The following is an 18,780-nucleotide window of genomic DNA, read 5'->3' as shown; positions in this document are numbered from 1 at the left end:
AGATTAACCGTATGGATGATTTTCGGAAATCGCATTTTCCCATACGACAAGTTTATCTTTTGGCCAGTGTAATCCGAGCTGGTGGTATTGTTTCTCCAGCAAGTGTCTTTTAATTTTTAGTGTTGGCGTCAGAATACCATTCTCAATACTCCAGGCATCCTTGACCATTAATACCCCTTTGATTTGTTCATGAGATTGCAATTCTTGATTGATCGTTTCGACGATACGTTTGGCTGAACGTTCATATCGGGCTTTATCGAAATTGGGGATATCATGTGGGACCACCAACAGGATCGGGCCGGGCAGACCTAAACCGATCAGGCATAACATTTCTACGCGGCTGGCTTGATAGAGTTTTTTCTCAATCGGAACCGGAGAGACAAATTTACCTTTCGCTGTTTTAAAGGTATCGTTTTTTCGTCCCACCAGCGACAGATAACCTTCCGAATCAAGCTTGCCAATATCACCGGTTTTCAGCCAGCCATCATCGGTTAAGACTTCACGGGTTGCCTGTTCATTTTTGTAATAGCCGCTGAAGAGCCCCTGACTCTGAACTAACACTTCACCTTCTTCCGCGATTTTGATCGTCACGCCCGGACCGGCAGGGCCGACGGTACCAACTTTAGATTTTTGATAAGGATAATTGAGTGTTGAGTAGGCGAAAGACTCCGTCATTCCCCAAGCTTCCGTAATCGGCAGACCCAGTTTATCGTACCAAAGTAATAAATCAGGGGAGACCGGTGCCGAGCCACAGCCGAGAACTCTCGCTTTATTCAGACCTAATGCATGGGCAACCTTATTGCGGATGATGGTCCGAATCAATGGAATTTTAAGGAGTAGATCAAGCCGTTTCTGTGAGATGGTATCCAGAATGCGTTGTTGAAAAAGCGTCCACAATCGGGGGACAGAAAGGAAGAGTGTCGGGCGATGCATTTTCACATCTTCAATAAATGTGTCGAGAGACTCCGGAAATGCAGTTTGTAATCCGCAGAAGATGGAAGAGCCAAAAATGTACACGCGCTCCGTGATATGAGCCAGCGGCAGATATGAGAAAACCCGATCATGATGCTTGATGCCGATACACTGGCTTAACTGACTGACTGACCAAGCAAAGCCTCCATAACTTAACATTGCACCTTTGGGGGTACCGGATGTACCGGATGTATAAACAATTGACATCAGTGATTGAGCATCATGTTTCGGTTGGTACGCCGAGGGCGGATGATCATGAATCAGTTGGTTGTACTGGTGCTGACAATGGGGAGCACTATCGTACGGCAGGGAAATACTGATTAAGTCAGATTTGTGGTTCAGCACTTCCATCACTGCGCTTACGTCATCAAGTTTGCCGATGAATGCCGCTTTACATTCGCTGTGAGTGAGACAGTAATCAATCGTGTCTTCGTTGGCGGTCGGAAAGATCGGGACGCTGACAAAACCGCCCAGCATAATCGCCAGATCGCAAATAAACCATTCCGCACAATTTTTCGAAATGATTGCAACCCGATCTTCCGGTTTCAGGTTGAGTGCCTGTAAGGCACTGACCAGCCGTTGAGCATGATCGGCCACCTGAGCAAATGTATATGTCTCAAAACGGCGGTGTTTGATCTGTTTGAGATAGATATCATCAGGTCGCGATTGAGCCCAGTGGTGTAAACATTCGTAGGGTGTTTTCAATGTACTGCAATCGGTACGGGTTTGATGTCCTTTGAGCATAGGGTATATCCATTATTAGGCTGTTATTATTTTATGGCGCTTATGTCCGGGTGAACTCACGATATATGACTCGGAGGGCGTCATCAGACACAGGCCTTATCTTGACTCATATTGTATGTATCGCTAGCCATTCACTGGCTGTTGCATTGATTTTCAAAGTTTTGATTGGATTAGCTTTACTTTAAGATTATTTCTATGACTTTGTTCTTTATACGATTCGTTTTTGTGATGTATTTCGTGATTCGTTGCGTCAGAAAGTGATGCGCTCGGTTTCTCAAGGCCTGCCGATGACCGACATAAAAGAATCGCGATTTAGTCGGAAAAATGACTGGGATCCGGCTCCGGATACTCCCGGGTGATCTCTTTCAGAAATGCCTGATGGTTTCTCAGCGCATTGACACAATGTTTATCGAGTTTACCTTCGGCAACCATCTTCTCTAATTCAAGCAGAGCAAACGGCACTGAACGCGCTTGTTTATATGGCCGGTGAGTGGTCAGTGCATCAAAAATATTCGCGACAGTGATGATCCTCGCGGAGATGGGAATCTCATCGGCCTTAAGCCCAAACGGATAGCCACTACCGTCCATCAACTCATGGTGGTAGGAAACAATTTCTTTTAAAGTCTGGATACAGGCATGATGCAGGCAGTCGGCACGTGACAAGACGGATTCCATGATCTCAATTCCTCTGTCAATATGCCCGATGACCTGTTGTCTTTCCATCACCCCGAGACCGCCGGGTTTTAACAGCAAATGATGTGGTATCGAGAGCTTACCGATATCATGTAACCGGGAAAAGAGCGTGATATGGTCGATTTGTTCATCATCCAAATGATATTGCTGTGAGACGCCCCGGGCGATGATTTTGGTAAAATGATACATCCGCTCTTGATGATCGCGACTTTGCGCCAGATGTTTCGGATTTTGTTTTAGAATGAAACTGGTCATATCCAGAATTTTATGAATGGTTTCATATTCACGCCCGATAGCCTGACGAATCATGTCTATATGCGCTGACAGTTGCTCACAGAGGCGGGCGTCGAAACGATATCCTTCGGCGGTATTGATAAAAATGAAACCAATAAATTCATGATGATAATACATCGGGGAGGCGAGTGACCCGCCAAAACGTTGTTGTTTCAGCCATTGAGTATGAACCGTATCGGTTTCCAGCGCCTGAGTGGGCTCGTTGATACAGCGATCACACTGCTCAACCGCACAGCGCTTCAGGTCGGGGAGCTGGTTCAGCGGATATTCATAGTGGCGTAAAATCTCATTATCCGGAGTGCTGTCGGCATAAGTCTTTAGATGGTCTGAAAATGATTCGTACAGGGCAAATGAGATTCGGGCGATTTGAGGCAGTTGCTCACGAATATGTTCATGAATTTCAACAAGTTGTTCATTCAGACTGCGCTGATGGGATGTCTGTTGAACATCGTTGTGCTCAAGATGGCTCATATCGATACCCTTGCTACGATTTTCTCACCGATTCCTTCTGTTTAGTTTAGAAGAATTGTGCATAAAAATAGCAGTCAGCTGTCGAAAAAATGCATTCTTTTCGTGCTCGGTTATCGCTGTTGCAGACTCGAATCAGCTTATTCAGCCTGAGTTTTGGGACGAAAGTCAGGTTCGTCTTTTCACGGAATCCCGTCTGACTAACGTAGGAGAAAAACGCAACGGTTGTAACTCTGATGGCGTGCCCTTGGCCAGATTGAGCGCCAGTTGTGCCGCTTGTTCTCCCATCAGTTGAATGGGATAGAGAACCGTCGTTAATTTGGGGCTGACATAACGAGCAATCAACGCGTCGTCAAAACCGATAATGGAGATTTGATCCGGTAACATCAGGCCGTTTTCTTCCAGCACAAAAATTGCCCCGGCGGCCATATTATCGTTGTAGGCAACAATCGCTGTGATATCCAGCGATTTAAGCAATAAATTGGTGGCGGCGATTTCCCCCCCTTTGGTATTCGGTTCTGCTTTCTCGATATAACAGGGGGGTAATGAAATACCGTAATCGTGAAGTGCAGTCTGATAGCCGTCGATTCGCTGAATCGTATCCTCAATCGGGTGCGAAGAACTGATGCAAGCAATGTTTTTATGACCATTTTTAATCAGATATTCTGTCGCCAGATACGCCCCTTTAAAGTTATCCAGCGAGATACAGCGATCGGCGATTTCGGCAATATAACGATTGATCAACACCAGTGATTTCACTTCGTGAGCGTAGCTGATCAACTCATCATCCGACAGCGCTTTGGCGTGAATCACCAGCGCGTCGCAACGGCTGTTGATCAGCAACTCCATCGCTTTACGTTCTTGTTCTGCATGGTGGTAGCCATTGCCGATCAGCACTTGTTTGCCATGCTCGTGAGCGACTTTATCAACGGCTTTTACCAGTGCGCCAAAAAATGGATCAGAGACATCATTGACCAGAACGCCAATGATGTTAGTGCTTTGACTGACCAGAGCCCGGGCCGCAGCATTAGGTCGATAGCCTAATTTTTGCATCGCGGCTTGTACCGCCTTAATCGATGACTGACTGGCTTTCGGTGACTGGTTTACAACACGCGAAACGGTTGCGACGGACACACCGGCTTCACGTGCAACGTCTTTGATCGTTGCCATTGTATTCCTCTATACATCTTTAGATAAAACATGGCGCAGCGAAGGGATTTGATTACAGCCCGTTGAGATGGGGGTAGATCTTCGGATGGTGCCATCTTGGTCATATTTTCTGTAACCGTGCGGATTCTATCATGAACGTGCAGGCATAAACATGTCGCGACCGCAAAAGTCTGTGCTTTCGTCACCGGCAATAAAAAGGCCTCAATTCAATAAAGAGGCCGCACCTTATCAGGCGAATACTTGCGTCAGAATTTGGTCAATCTTAGGCCAGTGTTCCGGATGAATCCCGGCATAATTGACATACTTGGGGGCGTGACGATCATTTTCCAGCGGATGTTCCCAACCATTCGTGTGTTGAACGAAAAGATCTGCAAAGGCCTCTGAAACTTCAAGGCATCCGGTGAGAACTGTGTCGATATATGTTTGCAGGATCGGGCTCTCATGGCTTGGCAGCATGGGTTCATTCTTGACATAAACCCATACCGCATCTTGAGCTGTGAGTGGCAATTCAGTTTCGATGTTAGTGAGTGTCAGCTGGATACGATGATATCCCCGCTCACGTTGGCCGAACTGGGCTAGCTCTTTGGGGGAGACATGAAGCAAGACCCCATTCACAATACCGTCGCCGGGCTGGGCAACCAATGGGGAAGCCTGATAGCTGTCATCCACTTTGCCCCAAGTCCGGGTTAAGCCTTCGACGACTGCCGGACAGGCCGTGCCGGTCTGCCCGGTTAATTGACGTGAAGATGAATTCATCAGGCTGCCATAACCAAAAATATAAATTGCCACAAAACCTCCACTGTGATTCGGTGATTTATTGAGTCTCGGCGTGATTGAGATAGGCATTAACTTCTGATGTCATGCGTTGTTTTTCTGCATCAGAGATAAAGCTGGCTTCAATCGCATTGAGGGTAAACTGTGCAAGTTCAGCATGCGTCATCTCATGGGCATTGGCAACTGCCATAAAATTATCCGTCATATAACCACCGAAATAGGCCGGGTCATCGGAGTTGATGGTCACGCACAGGCCTTGGCGCAGTAACTCAACAATGTTGTGCTGCGCCATGTTGTCAAACACACACAATTTGATATTAGAAAGCGGACAAACCGTCAGTGGCATCCGGGTGTTCACCAATTGTTGTACCAGTTGCGGATCTTCGACACAGCGGACCCCGTGATCAACCCGTTGGACACCCAATATATTCAAAGCATCGTCAATGTTGCTGGCGGGACCTTCTTCACCGGCGTGAGCTACGGGAATAAAGCCAGCCTCTCGTGCCATTTGAAACACCCGGGCAAATTTTTCCGGTGGGTGCCCCAGCTCTGAGGAATCCAGACCGACGCCGACAATCTTATCCCGATAAGGCAGCGCTTGTTTGAAGGTTTCAATCGCGTCAGTTTCGCTGAGATGGCGCAGAAAACACATGATTAATTGGCTGGAGATGCCTAACTCTTGTTTGGCTTTGTCTAACGCAGCGGAGATACCATTGATGACGGTTTCAAACGCAATACCCCGGGCAGTATGTGTTTGTGGATCAAAAAAGATTTCAGTATGCATGACATGATCTGCCTGACAGCGCAGGAGGTAAGCCCATGTCAGGTCAAAGAAATCCTGCTCATGAATCAGCACATTTGCGCCTTGATAATAGATATCAAGGAAAGATTGCAGATTGGTAAACTGGTAAGCGGCCTGAACTTCTTCGGGAGTATTAAATGGAATATTGACCTGATTACGTTTTGCCAGTTGAAACATCAATTCTGGTTCGAGTGTGCCTTCAATATGAAGATGTAACTCTACTTTGGGTAGATTCTGGATAAAATTTTGCATATCTGCCTCTGTGACAATCAGGTAATTCAATCGTAAATCAATCGATTCAAAAATATTAGAGCCTGACGGTATATTGATTGGTCAGTTGACTTGTCGTCATCGTCAGTGGCACGGATTCTACTGAAAAAGTATCGCTTGTTCATCATCAGACTGATAAAGAATCTACTTTTTCTCGTGTGTATCGTTCTAAAAATCGGCCAATGGTTGCTCTCTGGCGGTACTGAGTGCGAATCTGTGTCAGCGGTGCAGCGCCGGGAGCTGTTACACAAAGACCGACACTGTGGTGTCGGTCTTGGGCAATGTACAGAAGCGGCATATTTCACATCCACGGGATCCGGATGGTTTTAACCTGCTTAGTTATTGCTGTGGAGTGCATCGTTGAGTTCGACTGCTGACTTGTTGGCAAGACACTCGACCTGTCCGGTTTGAGAGTTGCGTCTGAACAACAAATCGGAGACACCTGCTAAATCGCGCGCTTTGACAACTTCAACTTGATTGCCATCTTTATCGAGCATTTGAACTTTGGTGCCAGCAGTGACATACAAACCGGATTCAAGTGTACAGCGGTCACCCAGTGGGAAGCCTAATCCGGCATTGGCACCGAGCAGGGAGTTTTCACCAATAGACACAACCACTTTGCCACCCCCTGAAAGCGTGCCCATGATCGATGCGCCACCGCCGATATCTGAGCCATTGCCGACGACAACACCTGCCGAAATCCGGCCTTCGACCATGCTGACTCCGGTTGTACCGGCGTTAAAGTTGATGAATCCTTCATGCATAACGGTAGTGCCTTCGCCGACATGAGCGCCCAGACGAACGCGTGAGGTATCGGCAATCCGGACACCGGTCGGTACAACGTAATCCACCATCTTCGGAAACTTATCAACACAGTCAACACTCAGAACGCGACCCGCGAGACGAGCAGCCATTTGACGCTCTGGTAATTCAGGTAAGTCAATCGGCCCTTCGTTGGTCCAGGCAATATTATGTAGCAGACCAAAGATGCCATCGAGCACCGTACCGTGCGGTTGAACGAGGCGGTGTGAGATCAATTGAAGTTTGAGGAAGCCTTCAGCGACCGTCTGTGGTTTATCATCGCTTGCCAGAATAACACCAACAAGAGGCTGCTCTGATGACGCAGCTTGTGTAGCAAACGCTGCACTGGCGGTTTCATCCTCAGACTGAAATGCTTGCGCCATGTCTGCGGCTTGAGCCGGGGTCACTTCAAATGTTTCGTTGCCACCCTGATAGTTGAGTATTGCGGTCAGTTGGGAAACCAAAGCATCACTCGGGTTGAGAATCGGGGTTGGAAAATATGCTTCGATAATTTTTCCGTCACGGTTTTTTGTTGCGGTTCCAAGTGCTAGTGCAAAATAAGCCATTGTTTTCTCCGTTGATGAATCGCGTTGTCTTGGCGGGGTGTCATGTTGAACCGTTCGCCTGAAGCAACGCGGGCATTGAAATCAGATGTGACCATCATAAAGAGCCACTAAACAGGATGAAAGTCTTCAAACGCAGAACGTCTGTCAATTGATATGATTTGTCGTTTTAGCGATATATCATCCTATAAAGAAAGCTTGAATCAGGCTGCCTGATCATCGGAGTCAGTGGCCGCTTCTTTGGGGGCTGATTTCTTCTCTGATTTAGGTTTGGCGGGGGCCGGTCTGCGTTTGGCTCCTAAGGCGTACAGCACTTCTTCTTTATTTTGTGCTAAATACATTGCGAGCTCTTCTTGCTTTTCTTCATTATTCAGTAATTCACTCTTGCCGAGTAAAGTGAATAATTCATCTGCCATATCGAGCATTTTGTCATAAGCATCTGCCTCGGCTTTAGAGGTAAAAGTCATTTTTTCTTCTCCATTCCGCTCGACCACGTACTTGACGATTACAGCCATGGTAATTCCTCTGTTTTGGTTGAATGATAAAATACTGTTATTTTATACAGTAAAAATGGTCATAAGTCTATTCATTGCGACGCCACTCAAAGCAAAACTGGATAAAGCATTTTAACAGTGGGTTCTGATATTTTTCTTTATGGACCAGTAGCCAGAAACGTCGGCGCATATCCAGAGGAACCGATAACGAGACCACCCGACCATCTTGTAAAGGCGCTTTAGCCGCCAGTCGGGACAGACAGCCGAATCCTAACCCGGCGGAGACGCTGTTGATCAGGGCTTCGGTGGTATTCAGTTCAAATGCTTCGTACCATCTTTCCAGACGTGGTGCGATGGTACGCAAAAAGAATTCTCTGGAACCGGAACCGGCTTCGCGGAGCAGCCACTGGCTATGTTCAAAATCCGATAACTGAATATCGGTTTTTTGGGTCAGCGGATGATCCGGTGCGCAGATGATGCACATTTCATCTTGGCTGAATTGCTTGGACAATAAAGCCGGATGTAATGTCTTCCCTTCAATCAGGGCTATATCGAGCTCATAATCCACCAGTTTTTGGCAAATTTGTGCCGAGTTAGAAATAAATAATGTCTGGCTGCTATGTTGATACTGCTGCCGGAAGTCACTTAGCAGATATGGTGCGACTTGATTGCCGATGGTATCACTGGCACCGATTCGCAACTGCCCGTGCAGCCGGTTTTCATGGTCAAACAGGCGGGGAATGTGATTGGCCCGGTTCAACAGTTCATCGGCTAAGGGGAGGAGTTTGCGGCCTTCTTGATTGAGAATCAGACGATGATTCACCCGATCAAATAATGCATGTCCGAGCTGTTTCTCTAGCTCTGAGAGCGCCATACTCACGGCTGCTTTTGACAGAAATAGCTCTTCTGAGGCTTCTGTCAGAGTACTGTTACGGGTGACGACCGTAAAAATGTGGAGTTGCCGGAGTGTAATATGAGTGAGCATATCGGATTCAGTTCTCAACGAATAAGAATTTACATCTTTCGGCATTTTATCTTTTTATTCAAGTCGGTGACAGGGGAAAGCTGACAGGCAATATGCTAATCTAACCAACAATCATGGTTTCTCAGTCTGGATAGCGCTTGTTTACTGTTTATCATTCAAATCAACTTGATACGCTCAAGATACTGCTGATTCACTTCATCAAAAGTGAACCATTGACTCACCCGTTTGAAGCCGAGCAAATTCTAGTGCAGAGTCCGGGGATGTCCCAGTGGTTGAAAATGGCGCTGGCGCAAGAGCTAGGGATCACCGCGAATATTGATTTTCCGTTGCCAGCGACATTTATCTGGGAGATGTTTGCCAGTGTGTTGCCGGGGGTGCCGAAACGGAGTGCCTTTAACAAAGAAGCGATGACTTGGAAGTTGATGCGACTGCTACCGGAGATGCTCGATCAAGCGGAATTTATGCCGTTACGTCAGTATCTTACGGATGATGATTCTGCGTTGAAGCGTTTTCAGCTGGCTGAAAAAATTGCCGATATTTTCGATGGTTATTTGGTGTATCGCCCAGACTGGATTGAATGCTGGGAAGCTGATAAACCCATCGGTTCACTGACTGAACGTCATCCGTGGCAACCGATATTATGGCAACGTTTGTTTGAGGATACCAAGCAGCTGGGCCAGTCCCATTATCACCGGGGCAACTTGTATCAACAATTTATCGAACAGCTACAACAGACTCAGATTCCGGATGGCATTTTACCCAAACGATTGTTCATCTTTGGTATCACGGCGCTGCCACCTCGTTATCTGGATGCGCTGCAAGCGATGGGCGAGCAGACCGATGTCCACCTGATGCTGACCAATCCGTGTCAGCACTACTGGGGGGAAATCCGGGATCGAAAATATCTGGCCCGCATTGCGAGTCAGAAGCGTAAACAGGTTGTATTACAGGCCGGCCAATGGGTGAGCGGTGGCGAGCGTTCACCATTAAAGGGCGGAATCGACGCTAATCTTGCCGATGAACTGCATTTGCAGCAAGCGGTTGGGAATAGTCTGCTGGCGTCAATGGGGAAACTCGGCCGGGATAATCTCTACCTGTTGTCGCAGATTGAGAGTGAAGAGCATGAATTTTTTATTGAAACACCGCGGGATACGCTGTTACACCAGATTCAGGCCGATATTCTCCACCTCGAAGAACACCAGAATGATCAAATTCTGACTTCCAGTGCGCATAAGCAGAAGGTCAGCAACAGGGATGAGTCTTTGTCCATTCATCAGTGCCACAGCCCGCTGCGAGAAGTGGAAGTCCTGCATGATGAACTGTTGTCTCTGTTTGACCGTCACCCTGAACTTAACCCTCGCGATGTGATCGTGATGGTTGCCGATATCAATACTTACAGTCCGGTGATTGAAGCCGTATTCGGCAATGCATCTGCCGAGCGTTATATTCCTTTTTCTATCTCTGATCGCACTGCGGATCAAGAGTCTCCGGTTTTACAGGCATTCATGCGCTTGCTCCAGCTGCCGCGTTCCCGTTGTCTGGCTTCTGAGTTACTCGAATTGTTAGAAACACCAACGATGATGGCGCGTTTTGATATCAGTGAAGCCGAATTTTTACAGGCCAAAGGCTGGGTCGAAGCTTCCGGCGTTCGTTGGGGGCTGAATGAGCAGACCGCGAGTGAATTCGATTTACCACCGACACGGCAGAACACGTGGGAGTTCGGGATTGACCGAATGCTGGCGGGTTATGCGATGTCCGATGCTGCGGATCTGCTGGAACTGGGAGACCACCATGTTGCCCCGTATAATGAAATTCAGGGACTCGACGCTGAGTTAGCCGGAAAACTGGCGGCATTTATCGCTCGGATTCGGGATTACCGCCAGCAATTACGACAGACATTGCCGATAACTGAATGGCGTGAGCGACTGAATACCTTGCTTGATGATTTTTTTGTGGCCTCGGTGGAAGAGGAAGTCAGCTTTCAGCATATTCGCGACACGCTCAACCATCTGCAGGAGCAATTGCACGATGCTCACTATGAGGACGCGATTGCACCGGACATTCTATATCACTATCTGGCCGGGCAGTTATCCAATGCCCGGGTCAGTCAGCGTTTTTTAGCCGGACAGGTGAATTTTTGTACTTTGATGCCGATGCGCTCGATTCCTTTTCAGGTTGTTTGCTTACTGGGGATGAATGATGGTGTTTATCCTCGGGCTGTGCCAGCCGAAGGATTTGATTTAATGACCGAGCAATCCCGGCCCGGTGACCGTTCGCGACGCGACGATGACCGTTACCTGTTTCTTGAAGCTTTGCTCTCTGCCCGGCAACGGCTTTATATCAGTTATGTCGGACGTTCTGTTCAGGATAACAGTGTCAGTTTGCCATCGGTACTGGTGAGTGAACTGGTGGCGTATTGCCATCAAAATTACTGTCTGGACGGGGATCAGATGCTCGCCAGTGATCTCTCCGGTGAGCGGCTGGTTCAACACCTGACCTGTTCTCATCCGATGGTCCCTTACAGTCCCGATGCCTTTGCCAGTTCACACGGTAGTTATGCCAGAGAGTGGCTCCCCGCCGCTACGGGGACCATATTACCGGCACCGACGAGCGAAGCATCACCATTACCTGACTTTTTTGCGGATGTGACATTTCCTCTGGAACTGGACTTTGTTGAACTACAGCGTTTCTGGCGTTTACCGGTTCAATATTTTTTCAATCGTCGGTTACGTGTCTGGTTCGAAAATGAGTTGGTGGCATTACAGGATGAAGAGCCATTTTCACTCAATGGTCTGGCACGTTATCAACTGCTGGATGAATTAGTCGCAGTCCTGCTGGAAGCGCGTCGTCGCCCAGAGCAGACGCGAGGTTCAGATTTGGCGGCATCCCGGTCTGAAATACAACCGGTTGAGCATTTTATTCAAGCAAAACGGGCACAAGGACAACTGCCTGTCGGCGCTTTCGGGGAACTTGAATTCCGGGAGCACTATGAGCAGGCGCTGGCGCTGACCGACGTTATTGATTATCTGTGTCAGCAGCCAAAACCCGACTGTGAGTTGAATCTCACGACCACGGTTTTAGGCGCTGAACGCCCCATCCAATTGCTTGGCTGGGTAACCCGTTATTTTCAATCCGGTCTGGTTCGTTACCGGGTAGGGCGCATCCGGGCGCAGGATTATTTATCGGCGTGGCTGGATCATCTCGCGGTAGCGGCTATGGGAGAAACCTGTCCGACCCATCTGATCGGTTATGAGCGCAAGAATGGCGTTCAGCATCTTTATTATCCGGCAATAGACCGCCAACAAGCCCAAACCTATCTGGATGCGTTCGTGCGTTTTTACGTTGAGGGCATGAATCATCCGTTACCTTATTTTCCGCAAGTGGCGTTAGCCGGGATTGAAGCCAATTTCAATCGCCAGCGTGAGTGGCATGAAGATAAAGAAAAAACCGCGAAAAAAATGCAAGAAGCTTTCATCGGGAATGATTTTAGTGCGGTTGGTGGTGAAGGCCAAAATGCGTATATTGCCCGTATCTGGCCGCAGTGGTCTGAAGCGTTAAGTCAGACGGCGTATGCTTACGCCGAACAGGTTTTACTGCCCCCGATGCTTTGGGTCAAAGAATATACGGATGAATCGTAACATTCAGACGACCAGCTAAAATGCGAAACCGGAAATGGATGTACTGAGGGAAAGAGATAAAAGGCAAACAGAGGAAAGTGGTGGCCGCCAGAAAATCGTTATTTTGTGTAGGGTGTTTGCTGTACGGCCACGGGTCAGAGGGACCACAATTCGGTGAGTCGGACATTTCATTCAACTGAGAATGTTGTTCAACTTGGAGCGAGATGTTAATGATGAAAGGGTTAGTTATCCGTGAGTCAGATCTCACTCCTTGTCAGGCAGAACAGGCGTGAATCGATTTATGTCAATTCTATTGCTTAGATCACACTCCACCATGTTGAATCAATCGTTAACCTGGAGAAAAAGACCGGTATGAGTCACACAACATCTGATGTCATGATCCCGCTGGAACCGATGCGATTTCCGTTGCATGGGATGCGTTTGATTGAAGCATCAGCGGGCACCGGAAAAACATTTACGATTGCCGGGCTTTACTTGCGTCTGCTGTTGGGACATGGCGATACACAAAATCGCCATGCAACCCCCTTGCGGGTCGATCAGATTTTAGTCGTGACTTTTACCGAGGCGGCCACTGCGGAGTTGAAAGGACGGATTCGGGCCCGGATTCATGAAGCCCGGCTGGCATTTGCCCGCCATCATAGTGATGACCCGCTGTTGCAATCATTTCTCGATGAAACGCCGGATCATGCGGAGGCCGCCGATATTTTGCTTCAGGCTGAGCGAGAGATGGATACGATGGCGGTTTATACCATTCACGGATTCTGTCAGCGGATGTTAGTCCAGAATGCGTTTGAATCGGGCAGCCGTTTTCACCATGAGTTTATTACCGATGAAAGCCGTCTCAAAGCACAAGTGGTGGCCGATTACTGGCGACGCCAGTTTTATCCGCTGTCGGTTGAGCTGGCTGCTGAAGTCCGTCAGTTATGGCCGACACCCAATGCTTTGCTCGCACAAATTGGCCCTTATCTGAGCGGTCAGGCACCATCACTTTCTGTCAGTGCGATGGATGCCAGCCTTGAGCAACTGCACCAAGGTAACTTGCAACGTATCGTTGAGATGAAGGCACAGTGGCGACAGCATCAGTCTGATGTTGACGCGTGTATTGCCCAATCCGATGTCAATAAGCGTGTGTATACCAAAAAATCTCGGCCACAGTGGATTGAGCAAGTATCCCAATGGGCTGAAACGGAGACGCATAGTTACTGGGTTCCCGAACAATTGGTGCGTTTTTCACAACAAGTGTTGAATGAGAAAACCCCAACCGGGACCCCGCCGACACATCCTTTATTTCAGCTCATCGATGATTTTCTTGCGACCCCCGTTTCGATTGAAGCACCGTTGAAAGCCCATGCGATTGAAACCTGTCGGCATTTATTGGCGAAAGCAAAGTCTGAACAGCAGTGGTTATCGTTTGATGATTTATTGTCTCAGCTTTCATCCGCTTTGGATCTGGATAGTACCGGTCAGTTAGCGCAGCGGATTCGCACATTATACCCCGTCGCGATGATTGATGAGTTTCAGGATACCGATCCGCTGCAATACCATATTTTCAGCCACATTTACGCCTCGCATCCTGCGTGTGGTTTGTTGATGATCGGTGACCCGAAACAGGCGATTTATGCATTCCGCGGGGCAGATATTTTCACCTACATCAAAGCGCGTCGTCAGGTCAGTTCCCATTTTACTTTGGCGACTAACTGGCGGTCCGGGCAGGCGATGATCGATGCGGTCAATCGGTTGTTTGCTTCATCCGAGAGTCCTTTTCTCCATGATGCGGATATTCCGTTTATTCAGGTCACAGCCCCTCCCGAGGCACAACAACGTCAGTGGCAACTGTATCAGCAAGTACAACCCGCCATGACTTATTGGTGGCCGGAGGATATTGCACCCGATGCGGTCATAACCAAAGGTGAATACGAGCAAGTTATGGCAAATGCGACCGCAGCTCAAATCCAGACGATTCTACAGGCTGCGCAGGATGGCGAAGGGGTTCTCTGTTCCGGTAAAGGACAGAAAAGCATTCAGGCCGGACACATTGCCGTACTGGTTCGGACCGGACGTGAAGGTCAGCTCATCAAAGAAGCGCTGGCACGTCAGGACATTGCCAGTGTCTACTTGTCTAACCGGGAGAGTGTGTTCGCCAGTGAGATAGCGATAGATATCCAACGGTTGTTACAGGCCGTGTTGACGCCGGAGCAGGAGCGTCCATTGCGGGCAGCGTTAGCCTCTCCCTTGTTCGGACTGACTGTGCAGGATTTGGATGCATTAAATCGTAATGAATCTCTATGGGAGCTGATGGTTCAGGAGTTTCGCCAGTATCGTACGATCTGGTCAGAGCGGGGCATTCTGCCGATGTTGCGGGCCGTTCTCTATCAGCGCCATCTTGCCGAGCGTTGGCTGGCGCAGAAAGGGGGAGAGCGACTGTTGACGGATTATTTGCACATCGGTGAGTTATTGCAGCAAGCAGGGACTGAAATCGAAAGCGATCATGGTTTGTTGCGCTGGCTGACGCAATCGATGATCGACGTGGCGCAGGGGAGCCACCCGGAAACGTCAGTCCAGCGCTTGGAGTCAGAGAAAAATCTGGTGCAAATTGTGACCATCCATAAGTCTAAAGGTCTCGAATATGATCTGGTTTTCCTGCCGTTTGTGATGAGCTTTCGTGAGGCTAAAGAAGCGCGTTACTACGACGAGAAACAGGACCGGATTATTTTGGATATTACCCGGACAGAAGCCGCAGTGGCGAAGGCGGAAAGAGAGCGACTGGCTGAAGACCTGCGCTTGTTGTATGTCGCTTTAACACGCTCGGTGTACGGTTGTTATGTGGGGATCGCCCCATTGAAAGGGCGTTCGGGGAAGGGAGCAAGCAGCGCACATTTATCGGCAATCGGTTATTTGTTACAGCAGGGCGAACCCGGTGATGCCGGATTACTGAGGCTGGGCATTACATCGCAATGTGATCCGGACGGACACACGGTGATTGATGTGCCTCCGCAACGGCCAGAGTCACCTTTACCCCGGGTTGATGCAGCGCAACAAACGTTGACGGCACAACAGAAACAGCACCCGATTGAGCGAGCCTGGCGCATGACCAGTTATTCCAATCTGGTCAAGCAGTCCGGGCATCATGCATTTCTTGATGCCACTCAGGAAGTTCCGGGATTCGATCTCGATTCAGCCGGAGAAGTGGACGAACATCGGTTCGACCCGCAAGAACAGACCATTTTCACTTTTCCGAAAGGCGCAACCGCAGGAACATTTTTGCACAGTGTGCTTGAGCAAATTGAATTTACCGACGCGCCGGACAGTGCTGCAAATACGGCAGTGCTTCAGACGTTGATGGATTCGGCGGCGATTGATGAATCTTGGCTACCGGTCTTACAGCAGATGCTTATCCATGTATTAGAGACGCCATTAGATGGTAAAAAATTGCGCTTAGATCAGATTCCGCAACAGCAGCGGTTGGTTGAAATGGAGTTTCTGTTGCCTGTCGACCAATTACGTTCACCGCGGTTAAACCGGATTCTGAAACGATATGATGCTTTGTCTGCTCAAGCCGGTGAGTTGAATTTTGCGCAGGTCGAAGGGATGCTGAAAGGGTTTATCGATCTGGTATTCGAATATCAGGGACGATATTACGTGCTGGACTGGAAATCAAACCATCTTGGCAATCAGGTTGAAGATTACCATTCATCTCGTCTCAACGCTGCGATGGTTGAACATCGCTATGATTTTCAGTATCAAATATACACATTGGCTTTGCACCGTTTTTTAGCGAGTCGTCTGACAGACTATCACTATGAGCAGCATTTTGGTGGGGTGTATTATCTGTTTTTGCGCGGTATCGACGGACAGACTTCGTCGGGAGTATTTGCTCATCGTCCGACGTTTGAACTGATTACTGCATTAGACCATTTTTTTGCCGGAGAAGATGACAATATGCGTGTAACGCAGACAGGACAGATGGAGCTCGACCTATGACACAACTGGCTCAGTCTCTGGCATCGTTTACTGAGAAACGCGTGATTCGTCCGCTGGATCAACAATTTGCCCGTTTTATTGCTCACCAGTGTTCGCAAGATCAGGATGCGGTGGCTTGGTTAGCGGCACTGGTCAGTTATGAACTGGGTCGGGGACACATCTGTGTCCCGCTGGTGGATGATGATGGGCAAGTGGCACTTTCGCAATTATTATTCGGCCATACGGTCGCTGAGTTGCATGCAGTCAGAGAATGTGTTGAATCCCTCGATTGGCTGGCTGTGATTGCGCGTTGTCCGCTGATCGGGACGCCGGGCAGTTATCTGCCACTGATTTTTGATGGTAAACGGCTTTATCTCCAGCGTTATTGGTTTTATGAACATCAGCTGGCGTTGCGCTTGCAGACACTGTCATCTCCCGTGTCGATCGATACGACGCAAACTGAATATTTAGCCCGAACGTTAAATCAATTATTTCCCCGGCCCTATGACGCATTATTTCAGGCTTTACAGTCGGCGTCGTCAGTGGGAGCGCGGCAGCGTCTGGTCTGTGAATTTCTGGATGTGGTACAGGAATCCGCATTGGACTGGTCGTCGATTGATCAATTGTTACAGCAGGCATCAGACGATTCAGCACTCGAGAAGCTGGATGTGCTGGTACCGGAATCGGTATGTCTGAATTGGCAGAAAGTTGCGGCTGCGATTGCATTGAGTCGTCGTTTCGCGGTGATTTCCGGTGGGCCGGGCACCGGAAAGACAACCACGGTTGCCCGGTTGCTGGCGGCACTGGTGAGTCAGAATCATTCGTTGCAGCAAAAACTGGAAATCAAGCTGGTCGCGCCGACCGGAAAGGCGGCAGCCCGATTGACCGAATCTATCGGACAGGCGGTAGAACGCCTGTCCATTCCTGCTGAAGTGAAAGACCAAATCCCGACTCAGGCAAGTACATTGCACCGATTATTAGGGGCGATTCCGAATAGTGCGGAATTTCGTCATCATCAGCATAATCCGCTGCACGTCGATCTGTTGGTGGTGGATGAGGCATCCATGATTGATTTACCGATGATGTATAAATTGCTGACAGCTTTACCGGATCATGCCCGGTTGGTGCTGTTGGGAGATAAGGATCAGTTAGCCTCTGTTGAGGCGGGTGCTGTATTAGGCGATATTTGTGCATTTCAGACTCAGGGATATAGCCGGAGTCAAATGATGCAGCTGTCTCGACTGACGGGATACCAGTTTGAGCCTCAGAACCCGCATCAAGAGGTTCCTGCGCTGGCGGATAGTTTGTGTCTGCTGCAAAAAAGTTACCGTTTCCATGCGCGCTCCGGAATTGGACAACTGGCCAAGGCTGTGAATTCAGGAGATGTATCCCAGCTCATGCAGGTGACTCAACACAATTACACCGATGTACAAATTCATGCATTGGACAGTGACAGTTACCAGCAAATGTTGCAGATACTGGTGGCAGAGTACGCTCACTATTTGCGTGCGATTGCTGATCAATCGGCAGTCACTGAAGGGATTTCTCCCGAGAAAAAAGCGGCTTACGTGCTGCGGTTATTTCATCGTTGTCGATTACTGTGTGCAATTCGGGAGGGGGATTTTGGTGTCACCGGCGTCAATCAGAGAGTTGAGCGAGCTTTAAGTCGTCATCAACTGATTCGTAACCGTGATGAGGCTTGGTATGAAGGGCGGCCGGTAATGATCACCCGTAACGATCACCATCTTGAGCTATATAATGGTGATATTGGTATCTGTATGCGTGATCCTCAGGATGATCGGCTGAAGGTCTATTTTGAGCAATTTGACGGCCACGTCCGCGGATTTTTACCGAGTCGGATTCCTCAGCATGAAACCGCTTATGCCATGACGATCCATAAGTCACAAGGCAGTGAATTTGATTTTACCTTGCTGCTGTTACCACCGGATCACACTCCGCTGTTAACCCGTGAATTGGTTTACACCGGAATTACCCGGGCGAGAAAGCAGTTGGCGTTGTTTACTTCCCCTAAAATCTTGCAGGCTGCGGTCAGGATAAAAACACAGCGTGTCAGTGGATTGAGAGAAAAAATGGCAGATTGATATGCTTAGGCTAATTCTGGAAAAGCCGGAATTAGCCTGCAAATCTGTGA

Annotated in this window: 11 protein-coding genes; 3 read left to right on the top strand and 8 right to left on the bottom strand. The window is 48.7% G+C overall.

Annotated features, from left to right (window positions below; genetic code table 11):
* Window positions 1-3: 3 nt before the first annotated feature.
* The 8 genes from OCV37_RS11565 to OCV37_RS11530 all read right to left on the bottom strand — a co-directional run bounded on the left by OCV37_RS11565 (window position 4) and on the right by OCV37_RS11530 (window position 9,030).
* Complete coding sequence (locus OCV37_RS11565) at window positions 4-1,716, bottom strand: AMP-binding protein (RefSeq protein WP_038183348.1); 1,713 nt, start codon at window positions 1,714-1,716, stop codon at window positions 4-6.
* 312 nt (window positions 1,717-2,028) lie between these two features.
* Complete coding sequence (locus OCV37_RS11560) at window positions 2,029-3,174, bottom strand: HD-GYP domain-containing protein (protein WP_051680691.1); 1,146 nt, start codon at window positions 3,172-3,174, stop codon at window positions 2,029-2,031.
* 165 nt (window positions 3,175-3,339) lie between these two features.
* Window positions 3,340-4,341 carry a substrate-binding domain-containing protein gene (locus OCV37_RS11555; protein WP_038183350.1) on the bottom strand — a complete coding sequence of 334 codons (1,002 nt, stop codon included), beginning with the start codon at window positions 4,339-4,341 and terminating at the stop codon, window positions 3,340-3,342.
* Window positions 4,342-4,569: 228 nt separating this feature from the next.
* Window positions 4,570-5,124: a gamma-glutamylcyclotransferase family protein gene (locus tag OCV37_RS11550; RefSeq protein WP_038183900.1), complete on the bottom strand. Its 555-nt coding sequence runs from the start codon at window positions 5,122-5,124 to the stop codon at window positions 4,570-4,572.
* A gap of 31 nt (window positions 5,125-5,155) precedes the next feature.
* On the bottom strand, window positions 5,156-6,169 hold the full coding sequence (locus OCV37_RS11545; protein WP_038183902.1) for an adenosine deaminase: 1,014 nt from the start codon (window positions 6,167-6,169) through the stop codon (window positions 5,156-5,158).
* Between the two features lie 353 nt (window positions 6,170-6,522).
* Window positions 6,523-7,554 (bottom strand): 2,3,4,5-tetrahydropyridine-2,6-dicarboxylate N-succinyltransferase, encoded by a 1,032-nt coding sequence (gene dapD, locus OCV37_RS11540; RefSeq protein WP_038183351.1) that lies wholly within the window; start codon window positions 7,552-7,554, stop codon window positions 6,523-6,525.
* Window positions 7,555-7,754: 200 nt separating this feature from the next.
* Complete coding sequence (locus OCV37_RS11535) at window positions 7,755-8,066, bottom strand: YebG family protein (RefSeq protein ID WP_038183353.1); 312 nt, start codon at window positions 8,064-8,066, stop codon at window positions 7,755-7,757.
* 67 nt (window positions 8,067-8,133) lie between these two features.
* Window positions 8,134-9,030 (bottom strand): LysR substrate-binding domain-containing protein, encoded by an 897-nt coding sequence (locus OCV37_RS11530; RefSeq protein ID WP_038183356.1) that lies wholly within the window; start codon window positions 9,028-9,030, stop codon window positions 8,134-8,136.
* Between the two features lie 137 nt (window positions 9,031-9,167).
* Here OCV37_RS11530 and recC point away from each other — a divergent pair, with 137 nt between their 5' ends.
* The 3 genes from recC to recD all read left to right on the top strand — a co-directional run bounded on the left by recC (window position 9,168) and on the right by recD (window position 18,730).
* Window positions 9,168-12,668: an exodeoxyribonuclease V subunit gamma gene (gene recC / locus OCV37_RS11525; RefSeq protein ID WP_038183357.1), complete on the top strand. Its 3,501-nt coding sequence runs from the start codon at window positions 9,168-9,170 to the stop codon at window positions 12,666-12,668.
* A 351-nt stretch (window positions 12,669-13,019) separates the two neighbouring features.
* A complete protein-coding gene (gene recB / locus OCV37_RS11520) occupies window positions 13,020-16,649 on the top strand; it encodes an exodeoxyribonuclease V subunit beta (RefSeq protein WP_038183360.1) in 3,630 nt (1,209 codons plus the stop codon).
* Window positions 16,646-18,730, top strand: a complete 2,085-nt coding sequence (gene recD, locus OCV37_RS11515) for an exodeoxyribonuclease V subunit alpha (protein ID WP_038183361.1) — start codon at window positions 16,646-16,648, stop codon at window positions 18,728-18,730. The genes recB and recD overlap by 4 nt, the downstream gene beginning before the upstream one ends.
* The last annotated feature ends 50 nt before the right edge of the window (window positions 18,731-18,780 follow it).

Origin of the sequence: Vibrio rhizosphaerae (genome assembly GCF_024347095.1) — a bacterium.
Lineage (GTDB): Bacteria > Pseudomonadota > Gammaproteobacteria > Enterobacterales > Vibrionaceae > Vibrio > Vibrio rhizosphaerae.
The sequence above is the reverse complement of the archived record's forward strand: the minus strand, read 5'-3'. Positions and strand labels throughout refer to the sequence as shown.